Raw genomic sequence first — 16971 nt, forward strand, 5'->3', positions numbered from 1 at the left:
CCGGGGCGGCCGCAACCGCCCCGGGCACGCTCATCCGCGTCGTTGCGCGGGATAGTTCCGGTCGAGGAAGGCCGGGCTGTACTTGCCCGACAGCGTGTCCTCGGCAACGGCCTCGGCACTGCGTTCGGCGGCGGGGCCATAGCCGCCCGATCCCGGGGTCTCGACCACGATGACCTGATCGCGGCGCAGCGGCACCGCCGAAGGCTTGGCGACCAGCACCGTCTCGCCCGCCTCGCCTTGCAGCACGAAACGGCCCGGCCGCCCCGCGCCCCCGCCGAAGATCCCCCAGGGCGCATTGGCAAACCGCTCTCCCGCGCCGTTGAAGGTGCAGTCGTGATCCACCGGCGCGATCACCCGGCGCAGGCCCGCGCCGCCACGATAGCGCCCTGCCCCGCCGGAATCCTCGACGAAGCCGTAGCTGAGCACCCGCAGCGGGTATTCGGTCTCGATCGCCTCGATCGGCAGGTTCGAGGTATTGGTGATATGCACCTGCACACCGTCCTTGCCGTCGCGGTCATTGCGCCCGCCGGCGCCCCCGCCCAGGGTCTCGAGATAGAGATAGGGCTTGCCGCTGCGCGGGTCGATCCCCGAGAACACGGCGGTGGTGTTGGCGCCGTTGGCGGCGCCGACGGCGGCATCCGGCAGCGCCGGGGCCAGCGCGCCGATGATCACATCGACCAGCCGCTGCGAGGTGTTGAGCCGCTGCGCCACCGGCGCCGGGGCGATGCAATCGACGATGCTGCCGGGCTCGGTCAGCAGTTCGCAGCACTCGAGAATGCCCTCGTTATTGGCGATCTCGGGGTCGAGCAGCGTGCGCAGCGCATAGGCGACCGCGGCCTTCGCGGCATTGCGGGTCAGGTTGATGTTGCCCTGCACCTGCGGCGCCGAGCCGCGCAGGTCGAACACCGCCCGGTCGCCGCTCACCGTGATCTCGAGCCGGAGCGGAATGTCCGAGGTGCCGCAGCCGTCATCGTCCATCACATCCTCGAAGCGATAGACGCCGTCGGGCAGACCGGCGATGGCGGCGCGCATCCGGGCATGGGTCCGGCTCAGCAGCGAGGCCCAGACCTGCTCGATCAGCTCCACCCCATAGCGCTCGGCGATCTCGCCGACCCGGCGCAGCCCCAGCCGACAGGCGGCGATCTGCGCGAAATGATCGCCCCGGCGTTCCTCGGGGATCCGGGCATTCAGCAACAGCAGATCGAGAATGTCCTGCTGCAGCTCGCCCGCCCGGAACAGCCGCACCACCGGGATCCGCAGCCCCTCCTGATAGATCTCGGACATGCCGCCGGCCATCGAGCCGGGCACCATGCCACCGATATCGGCGTGGTGGGCGATGTTGCACACGAAGCCCAGAAGCCGGCCCGCGACGAAGATCGGCGCGGCATAATTGATGTCGGGCAGATGGGTGCCGCCCGCCACATGCGGATCGTTCGCCACGAAGATATCGCCCTCGCGGATCTCCTCGGGCGCATAGCGCGCCAGCACCGCCTGCATCAGCCCGGTCATCGAGGCCAGATGGATCGGCAGCGACATCTCGGCCTGCACGATCAGCCGCCCCTCGCGGTCACAGATTGCGGTCGAGTGGTCGTGACGCTCCTTGATGTTGGTCGAATAGGCGCTCTTCATCAGCGCGATGAAGGTCTCGTCCACCACCGAGCGGAAAGCCGAGGCGACGATCTCGACGGTGATCGGATCGGGTCCGCCCGGCGCCGCGGCGGCGGGGGCGGTGGGGGTGTCATGACGGGTCAAAGCTCGGTTTCTCCACGGGTAATCAGGATGTTGCGGGCTTCGTCGACACGCGCGACATCGCCCGGGAACAGCAGCAGGGTGGAATCGAACTGGTCGATCACGGCGGGGCCGGTCAGCTCGGCGCCGGCGGCCAGCTCGGCCCGGTCATAGACCGGGGTCTCGAGCGCGGCCGGGCCGCTGAACCAGACCGGACGCCGGGCCTTGGGCTGCGGCGTGCGCGAGGCGGTGTCGCGCGGCGGCGGCGCACCGATCTTCGGCCGCGCGCCCTGCGGGGTCAGGCGCAGCGCCATCACCTCGACCGGGTCCTCCGGGTTGAAGAAGCCATAGGCGCGGGCATGGGCGTCGAAGAACGCCTGTTTCAGCGCGTCGAGGTCGGTGAGCGCGCCGGAAACCGGGATCTGCAGCTCGTAGTTCTGGCTGGTGTAGCGCATGTCGGCGACCAGCGTCGTGCTGCGCTCGGCCACCGGGATCGCCTCGGCCTCGAACCAGGTCTCGGCCTCGGCGCGCATCTCCTCGGCCAGCCGCGACAGCACCGCACCGGCCGCCGCCGTCAGCGTGATGCGCTGCGAACGCACCAGGCTTTCCGACCGGCCCGAGACCAGCAACCCCTGCGCACACAGGATGCCCGGCGAGAGCGGCACGAGGATCTGCCGGATCCCGAGCGCGCGCGCGCAGGCCTCGGCATGCAGCGGCCCGGCGCCGCCGAAGGGCATCAGCACGAAATCGCGCGGGTCGTGGCCGCGCTCGACCGAGATCGCCCGGATCGCGCGCACCATGTTGGCGGCCATCACGTCAAGGATGCCACGCGCGGCATCCTCGACGCTGCAGCCGAGCCGCGCGGCCACCACGCCCACGACGCGGAAGGAGGCGTCGACATCGAGCGACATGTCGCCGCCCAGAAGACCACTGGTCGAGAGCCGGCCCAGCACCACATTGGCGTCCGTCACCGTCGCCTGATCGCCGCCGCGGCCATAGCAGGCCGGGCCGGGCCGGGCGCCGGCGCTGGCCGGGCCGACCTTCATCAGCCCGTCGCGGTCGAACCAGGCCAGCGAGCCGCCGCCCGCGCCCACGGTGTTGATGTCGACCATCGGCATCCGCACCGGGAAGCCCGCCACGTCGCGGTCGAAGGCAAGCCCGATCGTGCGCTCGCGGATCAGCGCCACATCGGCGCTGGTGCCGCCGACGTCGAAGGTGATGACATTGGCCACGCCCGATTGCAGCGCCGTGTGAATCGCCCCGTTCGCCCCCGCCGCCGGGCCGGACATCGCGGTCCGGATCGGAAACTCGCGCGCGGTCTCGACCGACATCAGCCCGCCGCTCGACTGGTTCACCCCAAGGCTCGAGACCGGCGAGCGCGCCGCGACCTCGCGCTCGAGCGTGCGCATGTACTGCGCGAAGGCCGGTTGCAGATAGGCGTTGAGCAGGGTCGTGGACGACCGCTCGTATTCGCGGAATTCCGGCATCACGTCGGACGAGGCAGAGACCGCAACCCCCGGCATCGCCGCCGCGATGCGCGCCTTGACCGCCTGCTCATGCGCCGGGTTGAGATAGGCGAAGAGGAAGGCGATGGCGACCGCCTCGACCTCTTCGGCGCGCAGCGCCGCGATCACCGCATCGACGCTGTCCATGTCCAGCGGTTCGACCACGGCGCCGTCGGCGCCCACCCGTTCGCTCACCTCGAAGCGCAGATGGCGCGGTGCCAGCGGCGGCGGGAAATCCGCCTTCAGATCGTACATCTTCGGCCGGATCTGCCGGCCGATCTCGACCAGATCGCGGAAATTGCGGGTGGTCACCATCGCCACCTTCGCGCCGGTGCGCTGGATCAGCGCATTGGTCGCCACCGTCGTGCCGTGGCCGATGGCGCGGACGTCGGCGAGATCGAACCCCGCCTTCTCGGCCAGCGCGTCGAGCCCGGCGATGATCGCCTCCGCCGGGTTGGCGGGCGTGCTCGACACCTTGTTCAGGGCGATGCGCCCGCTGCCGCTCTCGATGGCACAGAGATCGGTGAACGTGCCCCCGACATCGACGCCGATCGTCCAAGTTTCGGACATGTTATGCATCCTTCCAGTATTTCCTCAAAATACACACTGTATAATGTGAACCTGTCAACAACTCAGATTCGTCTCCATTCCTTCTTGGAAAATGCACATGCGCGGCTGTATACCAGCGCTTGGAAAGCGTGCAGCGAGAGCGAGAACATGACAAAAAAAGCCGCGGCGACGAAACCGGCAGCGGAACGCGGGGCAGAACATGTCTACCGCATGCTGCGACAGGCGATTCTGCGGCTGGAGCTGAAGCCCGGATCGGATCTCGACGAGCTGGAGATCTCGGCCCGCTACGAGGTGTCCCGGACCCCGGTGCGCGAGGCGCTGATCCGGCTCACCGCCGAGGGCCTGGTGCAGGCGGTGCGCGGCCGCGGCTCGCGCGTTGCGGCGATGAATCTCTTCGATCTGCGGGATTTCTTCGAATCACTCGACCTGCTGCAGCGGGCGCAGACCACGCTCGCCGCGCTGCGCCGCACCCCCGCGCAACTGCACGAGATCGAGGCCGCCGCGCAGGGCTTCGAACAGGCCGCGCCGCGGCGCGATGTCGATGCGCTCAACGAGATGAACTTCCGCTTTCACCTGGCGATCAGCGAGGCCGCGCATTCGCGCCACCTGCATCACGCCTATGAACGCGCGCTGATCGAGGGCATGCGGGTGGGGCATGTCAGCTTCATCGAGCATGACGGCAGCAAGGCGCGGCTGCAACACCATCTCGACCAGACCATTGCCGATCACCGCGAGATGGTCGCCCTCATCCGCGATCAGGACAGCGAGAGCGCCGAACGTGTCGCCGCCCGCCATGTCGAGCTGTTCCGGAACCGGATCGTGGCGACCGTGCTGTCGCCCGATGCGACGCGCAAGATGCCGGTCCCGGGCTAGTCAGCCGGGGGGCCGTGGCCCCCCTGCCCTTCCGGCCGCCTTACACGCCGAGCCGGTCGCGCACCGCGTACCACCACGAGCCGATGACCGAATACGGCACGCGGAACATCCGCCCGCCCGGGAACGGGATCCAGGGCATCTTCGCGAACATGTCGAAGCGGCTCTGGTCGCCGTGGATCGCCTCCGACAGGATCCGCCCGAAAGTGTGCGAGCCGGTCACGCCATGGCCGGAATAGCCATGCGCAAAATAGGTATTGGCGCCGATCCGGCCCATCTGCGGCACGCGCGAGAACGAGAGCGCGAAATTCCCCGACCAGGCATAGTCGATCTTCGTGCCCTTGAGCTGCGGGAAGACCTTCTCGAGGTTCTTCCACAGCTTCGCCTTGATGTCCTTCGGATCGGTGCCGCCATAGACGGTGCCGCCGCCGAACAGCAGCCGGTTGTCCGCCGACATGCGATAGTAATCAAGGATATAGCGCACGTCCTCGATGCAGACGTCGGACGGCATCAGCTGCCGCGCCAGCTTTTCGCCAAGCGGCTCGGTCGCCATCACCTGGGTCGAGACCGGCATCACCCGCCACTCGAGCGTCGGCACCACATGGCCGAGATAGGCGTTGCCGCACAGCACCATGACCTTGGCGACCACCCTGCCCTTCGCCGTGCTCAGCGACGGCTGCGCCGAGGCGGTGTCGACCGAGATCACCGGCGACATCTCGAAGACCGTGCCGCCAAGCCGCTCGATCGCTGCCGCCTCGCCAAGGGCAAGGTTCAGCGGGTGCATATGGCCGCCCTTGTGGTCGATCATCCCGCCCGTGTAGAGGTCCGAGGCGGCGTGCTGGCGCATCTCGTCGCGGCTCAGCATCTCCTGGCTCTCGATGCCATAGCTGCGCCACAGCTTGCGCCGCGCCTCGAGCTCGCGCAGATGCGCCTGCGTCAGCCCGGCAAAGACATTGCCCTGCTTCAGATCGCATTTGATGTCATAGGTGGCGATGCGCTCGCGGATGATGTCGCCGCCCTCGGTCACCAGACTTGCGACGAATTTCGCCGCATCCTCCCCATAGCGCCGGCCGATCGTCTGCAGGCTGGCGTTCAGCCCGTTGACGATCTGCCCGCCGTTGCGGCCGGACGCGCCCCAGCCGATCCGCGCGCCCTCGACCACCGTCACCTTGTAGCCCTTTTCGGCCAGATGCAGCGCCGTCGACAGGCCCGAGAACCCCGCGCCAAGCACGCAGACATCGGTCTCATGCGTGCCCGTCAGCTCGGCGCGCAGCGGCGCCGGATTGGCCGAGGCGGCATAATAGCTCCCGGTATGGGCGCCAGTGCCGGCATAGGGGTGGTTCGGAAACGGGGAGTTGGCGTTCATCAGACGGCTTCCAGGTAGGAGTGATATTCGAAATCGGTGACGTGGCGGGTGAAGCGGCGCAGCTCCTGCAGCTTGCACTGCACGAACATCCGGCGCAGGCGCTTCGAGAAGACCTGCTCGACATGCACGCCCTTCTCGAAGGCCTCGATCGCCGAGGCCCAGTCGGGCGGCAGGGTCTCGATCACCTGCGTATAGGCGTCGCCCACCAGCGGCGCGGGCGGCTCCCATTGCCCCTCGATGCCCAGAAGCGCGCCGCCAAGGATCGAGGCCAGCACCAGATAGGGGTTGGCATCGGCGCCCGCGACGCGATGCTCGATCCGCCGCGCCTTGTGGCTGCCACCCGGAATGCGGATCGCCACGGTGCGGTTTTCATAGCCCCAGGCGACCGAGGACGGCGCATGCGAGCCCGGCAGCAGCCGGCGATAGGAGTTCTCGTGCGGCGCGAAGACCAGCGTGTTCTCGGCCATCGTCCGGATCAGACCGGCGACGGCGTGGCGCATCCGCTCGGTGCCCTCGTCGCCGCCATTGTCGAAGACGTTGCGGCCCTCGGCATCAAGCAGCGAGAAATGCACATGCATCCCCGAACCGGCACGGTCGCCATAGGGTTTCGCCATGAAGGTCGCGGCAAAGCCGTGCTTGCGGGCGATGCCGCGCACCAGCCGCTTGAACAGCACCGCGTCGTCCGCTGCTTCCAGCGGGTCGGCCACATGCATCAGGTTGATCTCGAACTGCCCTGCCCCGTTTTCCGAGATCGCCGCATCGGCCGGAATGCCCTGCGCCGCGCAGGCGTCATAGACCTCGTTCAGGAAGGCATCGAAATGCTGCAATTCGTCGAGCGACAACGCCCCGTCGCTGTCGAGCCGCTTGCCGGTCACCGGCGAGCACGGCGGCTGCGGCGCGGCATTCGACGGATCGACGACGTAGAATTCCAGCTCGGTCGCCACCACCGGCGTCAGCCCGAGCGCCTTGTAGCGCTCGACGATGGCCGCGAGCGCCCGGCGCGGATCGCCCGGAAACGGCTCGCCGTTCTCGGTCCGCATCCAGAGCTGGGCAAAGGCCGCCGGCCGCGCCGTCCAGTCGACCGGGATCAGCGGCCGGCCGGTGAAATCGCACAGCCCGTCGGCATCGCCGGTGTCCCACACCAGTTCGTTGCCCTCGATGTCCTCGCCCCAGATGTCCATGCCGAGCAGCGACAGCGGCATCCGCAGCCCGCCGGAGACGATCTTCTCGACCTGGTCGACCGGCACGCGCTTGCCACGCATCACGCCGTTCAGGTCGCAGATGCAGGCGAAGATCGTCTCGATTTCGGGGCGGTCGGCCAGCCAGGCTGTCGCGTCCACGGGCTTCATTGTGATACTCCCTGAAATTTTGTGATATCTTTTTTTCATCTGTGATAGGAAATCGCCCTTGAGTCAAGCCTCGTCCCGGGCCATTCTGCGCCGCGACCTCCCGCATCCCAAGGCCCAGATGACTGATTTCCCCCTGCCCGAGATCCCGCCCGCCGAGGGCATGACGACCCAGGAGCATGCCTATGCCCGGCTGCGCAACGCGGTGATGGTGGGGGCACTGAAACCCGGCACGGCGCTGACCTTCCGGGGCCTCGCGCAGGCGCTTGGTCTCAGCCCGACGCCGATCCGCGAAGCGGTGCGCCGGCTCAGCACCGAGAAGGCGATCGAGGTTCTCGGCAACCGCCGGCTGCGGGTGCCGCAGATGACGCCGGGCCGGTTCGAGGAGCTGGTCGAACTGCGCGTGCTGCTCGAGACCCACGCCGCCGGCCGCGCCCTGCCCTATCTGTCCGAGGTGGTGATCGACCGGCTCACCGCGCTCGATGACCGGATGGATGCCGCGATCGCCGCCCATGACCTCGACGCGCTGACCCGGATGAATCAGGAATTCCACAAGACGCTTTACGCGCTGCACCCGGATCAGGCGACGATTCCGCTGATCGAGAGCATCTGGCTGCAACTTGGGCCGTTCCAGCGTCAGGTGATCGAGGATATCGCCGCGATCACCATGGTCGACCATCACAAGGAGATGCTGGCGGCGATGCGCGCCCGCGACGCGGCGGCCCTGCGCGTGGCGCTCGAGCGCGACATCCATGACGGGTCGATCCGCGCCGGCCGCGCCATGCTTGCCACCGCGCGCTGAGCGCTAGAACAGCGCGAGCTGCACCGGAATCACCGCATAGCCGCGACGCAGCTTCAACGCCTTCAGCCGCTCGCAGGCGGCTTCGGCCTCGGGCAGCGTGGCGAGGTAAACCGTCAGGCTGCCGCCTCCGGCCCGGCCGATCGGCCCCCAGCGACGAACCAGGCACCACTCGCCGAACAGCGTCTGCGTGACGCTGATCTCGTAGAACCGGCGCTGGCGCCGGATGTGGTTGATCTTCTCGAGCCGGATCTGCACGGGGGCCTCCTTGTGCCCGCTTCCTAGCGCATCGCGCGGCCAAGGAAATCCCCCTTCGACACGGCGCCGGCAAAGTTGACAGCTGTCAACACCCTCCACCCACCGGCGCCGGTTGACAGCTGTCAACCGATCACGCCGCGCGGGTGTTGTCGGCGCGCAAAAGCGCCATCACCATCGGCCCCGGCGAGAAGCCACCGGCCGCCGCCTTAGCGGAGAGCGAGCGCAGATACCCGCCCGGGCTGCGGATCTCGGCGGCGCGTTGCAGGATGCAGGCCAGCGTCACCGCCGCCGCGCCGTCGCCCATCGTCGCCCGCGCTTCGCGCCAGGCATCGGCGCTGATACCGAGCATCGGCCGGACGAAATCGGCAACGCCCACCAGCTCGTGCCAGCTGTCGACCCCATGCGGCGCATAGTCGAGAAGATCGGGACAGGATTTCAGCACAAGATAGAGCGGCAGCTTCGGCACTTCCCGGTCGGGTTCTGGCGCCTCCGCCCCGGCCAGCCCTTCCTGTTCACTGGAAGGTTCAGATTCATAGAGGAGTCTGTTTGAATCCTGTATGTGCCGCTCGGAATCGAGGGCATTGCCGCTCATTTCTTCTGTTTCGATCGGAACCAGACGGGCATTCACTGCATCGAGAAGGTCGGCGGCCTCGAGCCCCAGGGCTTCAAGCGCCGCGGTATCGAGCTTGCGGCGCAGGCTGCGGGCCATCAGCCGCGCACGATCGGCGAGCGCGTCCCAGTTGCCGCCCAGCTCCTCGCCGAAGGCAATCAGCTTCGTCGCGTCGCGCAGGCGCAGCACCACAGCCTCGCGCAGCCGCTTCAGCCGCAGGTTGGCCGCCCGCGCTGCCTCGGCCGCCGATGCAATCTCGGCCGCACGGACGAGGAGGGGACGCAGATCGAAGCCGAAGGCCACCGCCAGCCCGCCGTCGAGCCCGCGCGCGGCGTAACGCTTGCCGTTCGGGCTGTCGTGACGCAGCACGAGGCCCGCCCGCACTAGGGCCGAAAGATGCCGGCGCAGGGTCGATTCCGCCATGCCGTGCGTGCGTTCGCCAAGCGCCGCATTCGAGGGAAAGACAATGGTGCCGTCACCCTCGGCGAGCTGCAGATGCGGATGGAAGCTGACCAGCGCCGAGAGCACGGCAAGATCGCGGTCGGAGATGCCGAAGGCCGCGCGCGCCGCGGTCAGGTCGCGCAGGATCGCCCATTTGTCGGGCGCCGAGGCGGGCAGGGGGGCCTCGGCCAGGGCGCGCTGTGCCAGATGGCCAGCCGCAACCGGTCGCCGCCCGAAAGGCGTCGTGGAAATGTGCTGCATTCGGTCTTCACGAGGCAAAAAGAAATCGGCCACCGCAGATGCGATGTTGACAGAGATTCGTCGGGCCTGTATTTCTTGAGTGCTAGATCAAGAACGGGCCTCTCGGGATGTCATGTCCTGGGGGGCTTTTCTCTATTGGCCGGGTCGTGCCTCCTTGGTTGCGGGTAACGGGGTCATGCGCCCTCGCTCCACTTGCGGTGCAGCGCGGGAAGTTCGGTCAGAAGCCAGTCCTCGAAGCCACGGTCGAGCCGCTTCTCGAAGCGCAGCGTCAGGCGGCCGCCGCGGCGCTCGGCCTCGGCCAGCGGCATGCCGTTCACGCTGTCGATGCGCTGCGGGGCAGGGCGGCTGTGCACGGGTTTCGGGCCCTTGGCATAGGCAAGCGCCGCCTCGAACCGCGCGTCCGAGGTGGCCCCGCCCGAAAGGTTCACCATCGCCACCACCTCGGAGGCGGCATGGTCGCCCGCCTCGATCGCATCGGCGAGCGCGAGCCAGCGGTCGCGCCCCACCGAGGGGGCGGCACCGATCGCCTCAATGATCTCGGGGGCGACCCGCTCGGCCACAGACAAAAGACGTGAAATCAATGTCTTGTCCATCGAGAGTGTGTCGCCGATGATCTTGCGTTCATAGCCCGCGGCACGCATCTGCCGGGCAAAACTGGCCTTCTCGATGAAGGACAGATCGCGGCGGGCGGTGTTTTCCTGCCCCTGCGCGATCAAGAGGTCGCGGTCATCAAGTGCGCGCACCAGCGCCTTGACCGGCCGGCCGAGATCGCGCAGGGCAAGCACCCGGCGGCGGCCATAGACGATCTGATAGCGGCCCTCGGCCGAGGGATGCGGGCGCACCAGCACCGGCACCTGCTGGCCGTATTCGGCAATCGAGGCGCGCAGCGCCGCATCCTCGGCATCGTCGCTTTCCAGCCGGTCCTGCACCCCGCCCGCGTCGATCAGCGCCGGGTCGATCTCGACCAGGGCACGGGCCTGCAGATCGGCGACCGAGCGCGAGATCGCGCCGATCGCGCCGCGGGCAAAGCGCGGCCGCTCGGGGTCGAGCCCCGAAATCGTCCGACCCGGGGCAGGGGAGGGGGCCTGCGGATCGGTCGGGCCCATCAGCCCGCTGAGAAGGTTCTTCCGGCTCATCCGCGCCCCCATGCTTTCTGGATCAGCCCCTCGATCTCGCCATTGACCGCGTTCAGGCTTTCCATCGCGCGGTCATAGGTGGCGCGGGTGAACTGCGACTTGTCGATCTCGTAAAGCGTCTGCTTGGTGATCCCGGCATCCGAGATCGCGGTCGATTTCAGCACCGTGTGGTTCAGCACATGCTCGCCGAAGAGCGCCCGCATGAAGCTGACCATCTGGTTTTGCGGCCCGTCACCGGGCTCGTAGCGGGTGATGACGTAGCGCAGCCAGTCATATTCCATGTTGCCGCCCGCATCCGCGACGACGCCGAGCAGGTTCGAGGTCATCAGCAGGAACTGGCACATCGACATCACATCGAGCATCTGCGGATGCACGGTGACGAGAACGGCGGTGGCGGCGGACAGCGCACTCATGGTCAGGAACCCAAGCTGCGGCGGGCAGTCGATGATGACGAGGTCATACTCGGCCTCGACCTCTGCCAGCTTCTCGGCGATCCTGGTAAAGAACATCTGACCGGAGCGCGCGGCAAGCACGCGGGGGGTGTCGTGCTCGAACTCCATCAGGTCGAGGTTGCCCGGAATCAGGTCGAGATTGGTGAAATAGGTCTTGCGGATCACCTCGCGCAGGGCGACCGGCTCGTCATAGCGGATCGCATCATAGAGCGTGCCGCCGTCGAGCAGGTCGAATTCCGGCTGGAACCCGTGCAGGGCGGACAGCGAGGCCTGCGGGTCGAGGTCGATCGCCAGCACCCGATAGCCGTCGAGCGCGGTCTTCTGCGCCAGATGCGCGGCGGTGGTGGTCTTGCCCGAGCCGCCCTTGAAGTTGATGACGGTGATCACCTGCAGATGGTCGCGGGTGCCGTCCGCATGGGTGCGGCGGCCGGGCAGGTAGGTGCCCGGCACCTTCGCGCCCTGTTCGAGCAGCCGGCGCAGGGCCATGATGTCGTCGGGGGTGTAGAGACGGCGGCCGCCGGGGCCGGTCTCGGGCTGCGGGCCGCGGCCCTCGAGGCTGAGCTTGCGCAGATAGGCATCCTTGACGCCCAGAAGATCGGCGACCTCGCCCGAGGTGAACCGGCGCAGCTGCTTGTGCGCATCGGGCGGGAACAGCTGTGCGCGATGCGCCAGCAAACGCTCCGAAAGCTTCGCGGCATGTTCGCCCACGAGCCGGTCAATCCGGGTCTGTTCCGTCATGTGCTGCCCTCAGCCGAAGCGTTTGTTACGCTCTTTGGCGATTGTTTCTCTGCTTGGCGTAAATGAATGCGGCAGAATCGGGATTCGGGCAAGCCCTTTTCCCACAGCAGCCTGTGGAAAACTTCGCGCACGCGCAAGGGAGGGCAGGGGGAGGGGGCGGTTGCGCCGCAGGCAACAACGCCGCTTGGCGCGCGAACCGCTCAGACAGACGAACTGCGGGCAAGCGCGTTGCCCGAGTTGAGGAGATGGCGCCGCCAGATCCCGGCCGCGGCCGGCGGATCGTGCCGACGCAGCGCGGTCATCAGTTGTTCGTGCTCGTCGACAGCCTCGATCCAGCGGCTCTCGTCCAGAAGCGCCATGTGCCGCCCCTGCCGGACCCGCATCATCAGCCGCCCGTGCGCCTCGATCAGGATCGGATTGCCGCATTCGGCAATGATCAGATCGTGGATTGCGCTGTTGGCGACGAAATAGGGATTCAGCGCGCGCGCCTCGAAATGCGCCCGCATCTCGGCATGGCGCGCCTCCAGCTCGGCCAGGATCGCCCCCGTCATCCGCTCCGACAGCTCGCGCGCGGCAAGCGCCTCAAGCTCGGCAATGACCTTGAACAGGTGCTGCGCCGTCTCGCCATCCAGCGCTGCGACCTCTGCCCCGCGGTTCGGACGCAGCACCACCAGCCCCTCGGCGGCGAGGATCTTCACCGCCTCGCGGATCGGCGTTCTGGAAATGGCATACCAATCCGCCAGATCCCGTTCGACAAGACGCTGCCCCGGGCCGATTTCACCCCGAATGATTCGATCTCGCAGATCCTTGGCGATTTCTTCCGAGCGCTGAACGTATGCCACTGCTTTCCCTATGTAAAACCTGTGTCCGACTTGTGCCTTGCCTAGTCTCAGATGGATCTCACGGCCAGACATAAACGTCCAACCTTTTCAGCATCAGGGTATTTTCCCCGGGGTTTACGCACAAATGTTAGGCGGAAGTCCCCGCTTGATGCATGAAATTCGTGACCATCCGAACACAAATGGCATACCAAAAGTGAGAACTGGAGGCACTGATGACATTCGACAGGATCATCCGCGGGGCGACGGTGGTGACGGGCGACGACGCGCGCATCTGCGACATCGGCATCGCGCAGGGGCGCATCGCTGCGCTGGGGCTCGCGCTCGACGACACCGGGGCCGAGGTGATCGAGGCCGCAGGCCTGATCGCCCTGCCCGGCGGGATCGACAGCCATGTCCACATCTCGCAGCCCTCGGGCCCGGGCGTGGTGATGGCCGACGACTTCGACAGCGCGACCCGCGCCGCGGCCTTCGGCGGCAACACCACCGTGATGCCCTTCTGCCTGCCCCGGGAGGGCGAGACGCTGCGCGAGGCGGTCGCCAGCTATGTCAAGCTGGCCGAGGGCAACTGCCACATCGACGCCGCGATCCACCTGATCGTGAAAAGCACCGACCCGGTGACCCTGGGCCAGGACCTGCCGGCCCTGTACGCAACGGGCTTCACCTCGTTCAAGGTGTTCATGACCTATGCCGACATGGCACTGAGCGACCGCCAGATCCTCGAGGTGCTGAAGGTCGCCAAGGAACTCGGTGCGGCGGTGATGGTCCATGCCGAGAACGAGGATGCGATCGAGTATCTGCGCGACGAAGCCGAGCGGAAGGGCGAGACAGATCCCAAGATGCATGCCCGCACCCGGCCCGTGCCGGTCGAGCGCGAGGCGACCCACCGGGCGCTGTCGCTCGCGCAGATCGCGGGTGTGCCGATCACCATCGTCCACGTCTCGAACGGCGAGGCGCTGGACGAGATCCGCCGGGCCCGGTTGCGCGGCCAGGTCGTGCATGCCGAAACCTGCCCGCAATACCTGACGCTGACCGCCGATGATCTCGACCGCGCGGGTTTCGAGGGCGCCAAGTATGTCTGCTCGCCGCCGCCGCGCGACACCGCCGCGCAGGCCGACTGCTGGGCCGGGATCGAGCTTGGCGATTTCGACCTCTATTCCTCGGACCACTGTCCGTTCCGCTTTGCGGACCCCGAGGGCAAGGATGCACCGGGCGCACGCGCAAGCTTCCGCAACATCCCGAACGGCATCCCCGGCGTCGAAACCCGGCTGCCGATCCTGTTTTCCGAAGGCGTGGTGAAGGGCCGCATCTCGCTGCCGCATTTCGCCCGGATCACCGCGACGAACCATGCGCGGCTTTACGGCCTTGCGCCGAGGAAGGGCATGATCGCGGTGGGGGCCGATGCCGACATCGTCCTTTGGGACCCGACGATCACCCGCACCATCACCCAGTCGGAGCTGCATCACGGCGCCGACTACACCCCGTGGGAGGGCTTCGCCGTCACCGGCTGGCCCGTCGCCACTTTCCTGCGCGGCGAGCCGCTGATCCGCGATGGCGTCCTTCTGGCCGAAGGTCGCGGCGGTGTCATCGACTGCGGACAACCTGACCTGAGAGCCCTGCCATGACCACACGGATCGGCCTGATCACCCCCTCGTCGAACACCGTGCTCGAGCCCGAGACCTATCGGCTCCTGCACGACGTTCCCGCGATCACTGCGCATTTCGCCCGCTTCACGGTGCTGAAGATCGGCACCGGGGCGGATGCCCTCGGTCAGTTCAGCCTCGAGCCGCAGCTGGGCGCCGCCGCGCTTCTGGCCGACTGCAAGCCCGACGTGATCGCCTGGTGCGGCACCTCGGGCGGCTGGATGGGCATCGGCCAGGACGAGGCGCTCTGCCGCGCCATCACCGAACGCACCGGGGCCCTCGCAACAAGCTCAACACTGGCCCAGATTGCGGCCTTCCGCGCGCTTGGCGTCAGCCGTTACGCGCTGGTCACGCCCTACCTGCCCGATATCCAGTCGAAGATCGTCGAGACCTTCGGGACGGCCGGCTTCGACTGCGTGGCCGAGGAGCATCTGGGAGATCCCGGCAACTTCTCGTTCTCGACCTACGGCGAGGAGCAGATCGCCGGGATGATCCGTCGCGTGGCGCAGGCGAAGCCGCAGGCGATCAGCATCTTCTGCACCAACTTCAACGGCGTGCGCATCGCGCCGATCCTCGAGGCCGAACTCGGCATCCCGGTGATCGACTCGACCACCCTCACGCTCTGGCACGCGCTTGTTCTGGCCGGGGTCGACCCCGGCTGCGTGCCCGGCCAGGGCGCGCTCTTCCACCACAAGAAGTCCGCCTGAAGCGGTCCTTACCAGTACCCGACAGTCCACACGGAGAGATACCCATGACCCGTTTCCTGACCTCGGCCGCGCTCGTGCTGGCGCTTGCCGCCCCGGCGATGGCCGAAACCCTGCAATTCAAGGTGCTCGGCCAGCCGGTCGCCACCGGCAAAATCCTGAACGAACTCGAAAAGCCCTTCTTCGAGAACTTCGCCGCCGAGACCGGTCTGGACGCCACCGCGGCCTTCAGCCCGGTCGACACCACCGGCATCAAGGACCCCGAAGGGCTGCGCATCGCCAAGGGCGGGCTGTTCGACATCGTCTCGCTGCGCTTCTCGCCGATCTCGCGCGATGCGCCTGTGGCGCTTGGGCTCGACCTCGTGGGGCAGAACGCCGACTATGCCGCCGCGAAGAAATCGACCGAGCTGTTCCTGCCGGAGGTCGAGAAGGTCTTCGCCGAGCAGTTTGACACCAAGCTTCTGGGCGTCTGGCCCTTCGGCCCGCAGATCCTGTTCTGCAAGCCCGAGATCAAGTCGCTGGCCGATGTGAAGGGCCTCAAGGTCCGGGTCTTCGACCAGAGCATGGCGAACTTCATCGCCTCGCTCGGCGGCACCGCCGTTCCGCTGCCCTTCTCGGAAACCCAGCAGGCGCTGCAGCGCGGCATCGTCGACTGCGCCCTCACCGGGCCGAGCTCGGCCAATGCCGCCGGCTGGCCCGAGGTCACCACGACCGAGCTGCCGCTGGGCTTCACCGTCGCCTTCAACGGCTACGGCATGAACATGAAACGCTGGAACGCGCTCTCGGCCGACCAGCAGGAGAAGATGCAGGCCGCCTTCACCCGGCTCACCGACAAGATCTGGGCGCGCTCGGAAGAGCTCTACACCGAGGCGCTGCGCTGCAATGCCGGCCAGACGCCCTGTGCCCTCAAGTCCTACAACCTGAAGATCGTCGAGCCGACCGAGTCCGACCTCGCCGCGGTGAAGGATGCGCTGAAGAACATCTCGTTCCCGGCCTGGAAAGAGATCTGCGACCAGGCCACCCCGGGGTGCTCGGATGCCTGGATGTCGACCATCGGTGCCGACCGCGGCTTCTGACCGCCTGACCGGGCCGGCTTCGCCTGGTGCGGGGCCGGCCTCCCCCCTTTTCCTGAAAAGGAGCATTTCAATGAAGCGGCTGTCCGTCATCGCGGGCTGGGTCTTCGGGCTCGGCATGCTGGGCCTTTCGCTCTTCGTCACGCTCGACGTCGTGGCCCGTAAGTTCTTCGGCTTCTCGTTCGAAGGGACAGACGAGATGGGCGGCTACGTGCTTGCGGTGGGGGCCGGGCTCACCTTCGTCGTCGCACTCGCCGAAGGGGCGCATATGCGTATCGACGTGGTCTATGCCAAGCTGCCCGTCACAGCACGCGCCATCGTCGACGTGCTGGCGGCGACCACGCTCGCGGGCATGGCGGCACTTCTGGTCTGGCTCGGCTGGCGGACGCTGGACGAGAGCCTCGCCTATCACTCGACAGCCCCCACGCCCTGGGCCACGCCGCTTGTCTGGCCGCAGGCGGTCTGGCTGATCGCGCTCGCCGCCTTCCTGCTTCTGACGCTGATCGTTCTGGTGCAGTCGCTGCGTCTCGTTCTGACCGGCCGCTTCCGCGAGGCCAACGCCCGCTTCGGCAGCGCGGCCGAGAAGACCGAACTGGAAGCCGAACTCGCCGACTTGCAACGCCGAATCTGAG

The 16971-nt window shown here is 67.4% G+C and carries 15 protein-coding genes; 6 read left to right on the plus strand and 9 right to left on the minus strand.

Features of this window, described 5'->3' with window-relative positions; translation table 11 throughout:
* Positions 1-30: 30 nt before the first annotated feature.
* Positions 31-1752: a hydantoinase B/oxoprolinase family protein gene (locus tag EOW66_RS16530; RefSeq protein ID WP_128157396.1), complete on the minus strand. Its 1722-nt coding sequence runs from the start codon at positions 1750-1752 to the stop codon at positions 31-33.
* Positions 1749-3803, minus strand: a complete 2055-nt coding sequence (locus tag EOW66_RS16535) for a hydantoinase/oxoprolinase family protein (RefSeq protein ID WP_128157397.1) — start codon at positions 3801-3803, stop codon at positions 1749-1751. Before EOW66_RS16535 ends, EOW66_RS16530 begins: the two co-directional genes overlap by 4 nt.
* Before the next feature lie 147 nt (positions 3804-3950).
* Between EOW66_RS16535 and EOW66_RS16540 the strand changes: the two genes are divergently transcribed.
* The gene (locus EOW66_RS16540; protein ID WP_164881165.1) at positions 3951-4676 is read left to right on the plus strand and encodes a GntR family transcriptional regulator; all 726 of its coding nucleotides are present in this window, start codon (positions 3951-3953) and stop codon (positions 4674-4676) included.
* Between the two features lie 40 nt (positions 4677-4716).
* Here the strand turns inward: EOW66_RS16540 and EOW66_RS16545 are convergent, their stop codons facing one another.
* Both EOW66_RS16545 and EOW66_RS16550 read right to left on the minus strand, forming a co-directional pair.
* A complete protein-coding gene (locus EOW66_RS16545) occupies positions 4717-6039 on the minus strand; it encodes an NAD(P)/FAD-dependent oxidoreductase (protein WP_128157399.1) in 1323 nt (440 codons plus the stop codon).
* Positions 6039-7388, minus strand: coding sequence for a glutamine synthetase family protein (locus EOW66_RS16550; protein WP_128157400.1), 1350 nt, complete (start codon positions 7386-7388; stop codon positions 6039-6041). Before EOW66_RS16550 ends, EOW66_RS16545 begins: the two co-directional genes overlap by 1 nt.
* 118 nt (positions 7389-7506) lie before the next feature.
* On the opposite strand from EOW66_RS16550, the gene EOW66_RS16555 reads away from it, so the two are divergent.
* On the plus strand, positions 7507-8187 hold the full coding sequence (locus tag EOW66_RS16555) for a GntR family transcriptional regulator (protein ID WP_128157401.1): 681 nt from the start codon (positions 7507-7509) through the stop codon (positions 8185-8187).
* A 3-nt stretch (positions 8188-8190) separates the two neighbouring features.
* Here EOW66_RS16555 and EOW66_RS16560 read toward each other — a convergent pair whose 3' ends face one another.
* The 5 genes from EOW66_RS16560 to EOW66_RS16580 all read right to left on the minus strand — a co-directional run bounded on the left by EOW66_RS16560 (position 8191) and on the right by EOW66_RS16580 (position 12922).
* Complete coding sequence (locus EOW66_RS16560) at positions 8191-8442, minus strand: WGR domain-containing protein (protein ID WP_128157402.1); 252 nt, start codon at positions 8440-8442, stop codon at positions 8191-8193.
* 130 nt (positions 8443-8572) lie between these two features.
* On the minus strand, positions 8573-9754 hold the full coding sequence (repC, locus tag EOW66_RS16565) for a plasmid replication protein RepC (protein WP_128157403.1): 1182 nt from the start codon (positions 9752-9754) through the stop codon (positions 8573-8575).
* 173 nt (positions 9755-9927) lie between these two features.
* Complete coding sequence (gene repB, locus EOW66_RS16570) at positions 9928-10890, minus strand: plasmid partitioning protein RepB (RefSeq protein ID WP_128157404.1); 963 nt, start codon at positions 10888-10890, stop codon at positions 9928-9930.
* Positions 10887-12080, minus strand: coding sequence for a plasmid partitioning protein RepA (repA, locus tag EOW66_RS16575; protein ID WP_128157405.1), 1194 nt, complete (start codon positions 12078-12080; stop codon positions 10887-10889). The genes repB and repA overlap by 4 nt, the downstream gene beginning before the upstream one ends.
* A 200-nt stretch (positions 12081-12280) precedes the next feature.
* A complete protein-coding gene (locus EOW66_RS16580; protein ID WP_164881166.1) occupies positions 12281-12922 on the minus strand; it encodes a GntR family transcriptional regulator in 642 nt (213 codons plus the stop codon).
* Positions 12923-13134: 212 nt separating this feature from the next.
* Between EOW66_RS16580 and hydA the strand changes: the two genes are divergently transcribed.
* From hydA to EOW66_RS16600, 4 genes are all read left to right on the plus strand, one after another.
* Entirely contained in the window at positions 13135-14544 is a 1410-nt protein-coding gene (gene hydA / locus EOW66_RS16585; RefSeq protein WP_128157407.1) for a dihydropyrimidinase, read from the plus strand.
* On the plus strand, positions 14541-15269 hold the full coding sequence (locus EOW66_RS16590) for a maleate cis-trans isomerase family protein (protein ID WP_128157408.1): 729 nt from the start codon (positions 14541-14543) through the stop codon (positions 15267-15269). The genes hydA and EOW66_RS16590 overlap by 4 nt, the downstream gene beginning before the upstream one ends.
* Positions 15270-15313: 44 nt before the next feature.
* Complete coding sequence (locus EOW66_RS16595) at positions 15314-16342, plus strand: TRAP transporter substrate-binding protein (protein WP_128157409.1); 1029 nt, start codon at positions 15314-15316, stop codon at positions 16340-16342.
* A gap of 70 nt (positions 16343-16412) precedes the next feature.
* Positions 16413-16970 (plus strand): TRAP transporter small permease subunit, encoded by a 558-nt coding sequence (locus EOW66_RS16600; protein WP_164881167.1) that lies wholly within the window; start codon positions 16413-16415, stop codon positions 16968-16970.
* The last annotated feature ends 1 nt before the right edge of the window (position 16971 follow it).

The organism is Paenirhodobacter huangdaonensis (assembly GCF_004022465.1).
GTDB lineage: Bacteria > Pseudomonadota > Alphaproteobacteria > Rhodobacterales > Rhodobacteraceae > Rhodobacter > Rhodobacter huangdaonensis.

Excerpts from the sequence above, each read along its gene's own strand:
- repC (WP_128157403.1), bottom strand. The coding sequence starts at position 9,754 with ATGCAGCACATTTCCACGACGCCTTTCGGGCGGCGACCGGTTGCGGCT.
- EOW66_RS16535 (WP_128157397.1), bottom strand. The coding sequence starts at position 3,803 with ATGTCCGAAACTTGGACGATCGGCGTCGATGTCGGGGGCACGTTCACC.
- EOW66_RS16590 (WP_128157408.1), top strand. The coding sequence starts at position 14,541 with ATGACCACACGGATCGGCCTGATCACCCCCTCGTCGAACACCGTGCTC.
- EOW66_RS16595 (WP_128157409.1), top strand. The coding sequence starts at position 15,314 with ATGACCCGTTTCCTGACCTCGGCCGCGCTCGTGCTGGCGCTTGCCGCC.
- EOW66_RS16550 (WP_128157400.1), bottom strand. The coding sequence starts at position 7,388 with ATGAAGCCCGTGGACGCGACAGCCTGGCTGGCCGACCGCCCCGAAATC.
- repA (WP_128157405.1), bottom strand. The coding sequence starts at position 12,080 with ATGACGGAACAGACCCGGATTGACCGGCTCGTGGGCGAACATGCCGCG.
- EOW66_RS16545 (WP_128157399.1), bottom strand. The coding sequence starts at position 6,039 with ATGAACGCCAACTCCCCGTTTCCGAACCACCCCTATGCCGGCACTGGC.
- EOW66_RS16540 (WP_164881165.1), top strand. The coding sequence starts at position 3,951 with ATGACAAAAAAAGCCGCGGCGACGAAACCGGCAGCGGAACGCGGGGCA.
- hydA (WP_128157407.1), top strand. The coding sequence starts at position 13,135 with ATGACATTCGACAGGATCATCCGCGGGGCGACGGTGGTGACGGGCGAC.
- EOW66_RS16555 (WP_128157401.1), top strand. The coding sequence starts at position 7,507 with ATGACTGATTTCCCCCTGCCCGAGATCCCGCCCGCCGAGGGCATGACG.
- repB (WP_128157404.1), bottom strand. The coding sequence starts at position 10,890 with ATGAGCCGGAAGAACCTTCTCAGCGGGCTGATGGGCCCGACCGATCCG.
- EOW66_RS16600 (WP_164881167.1), top strand. The coding sequence starts at position 16,413 with ATGAAGCGGCTGTCCGTCATCGCGGGCTGGGTCTTCGGGCTCGGCATG.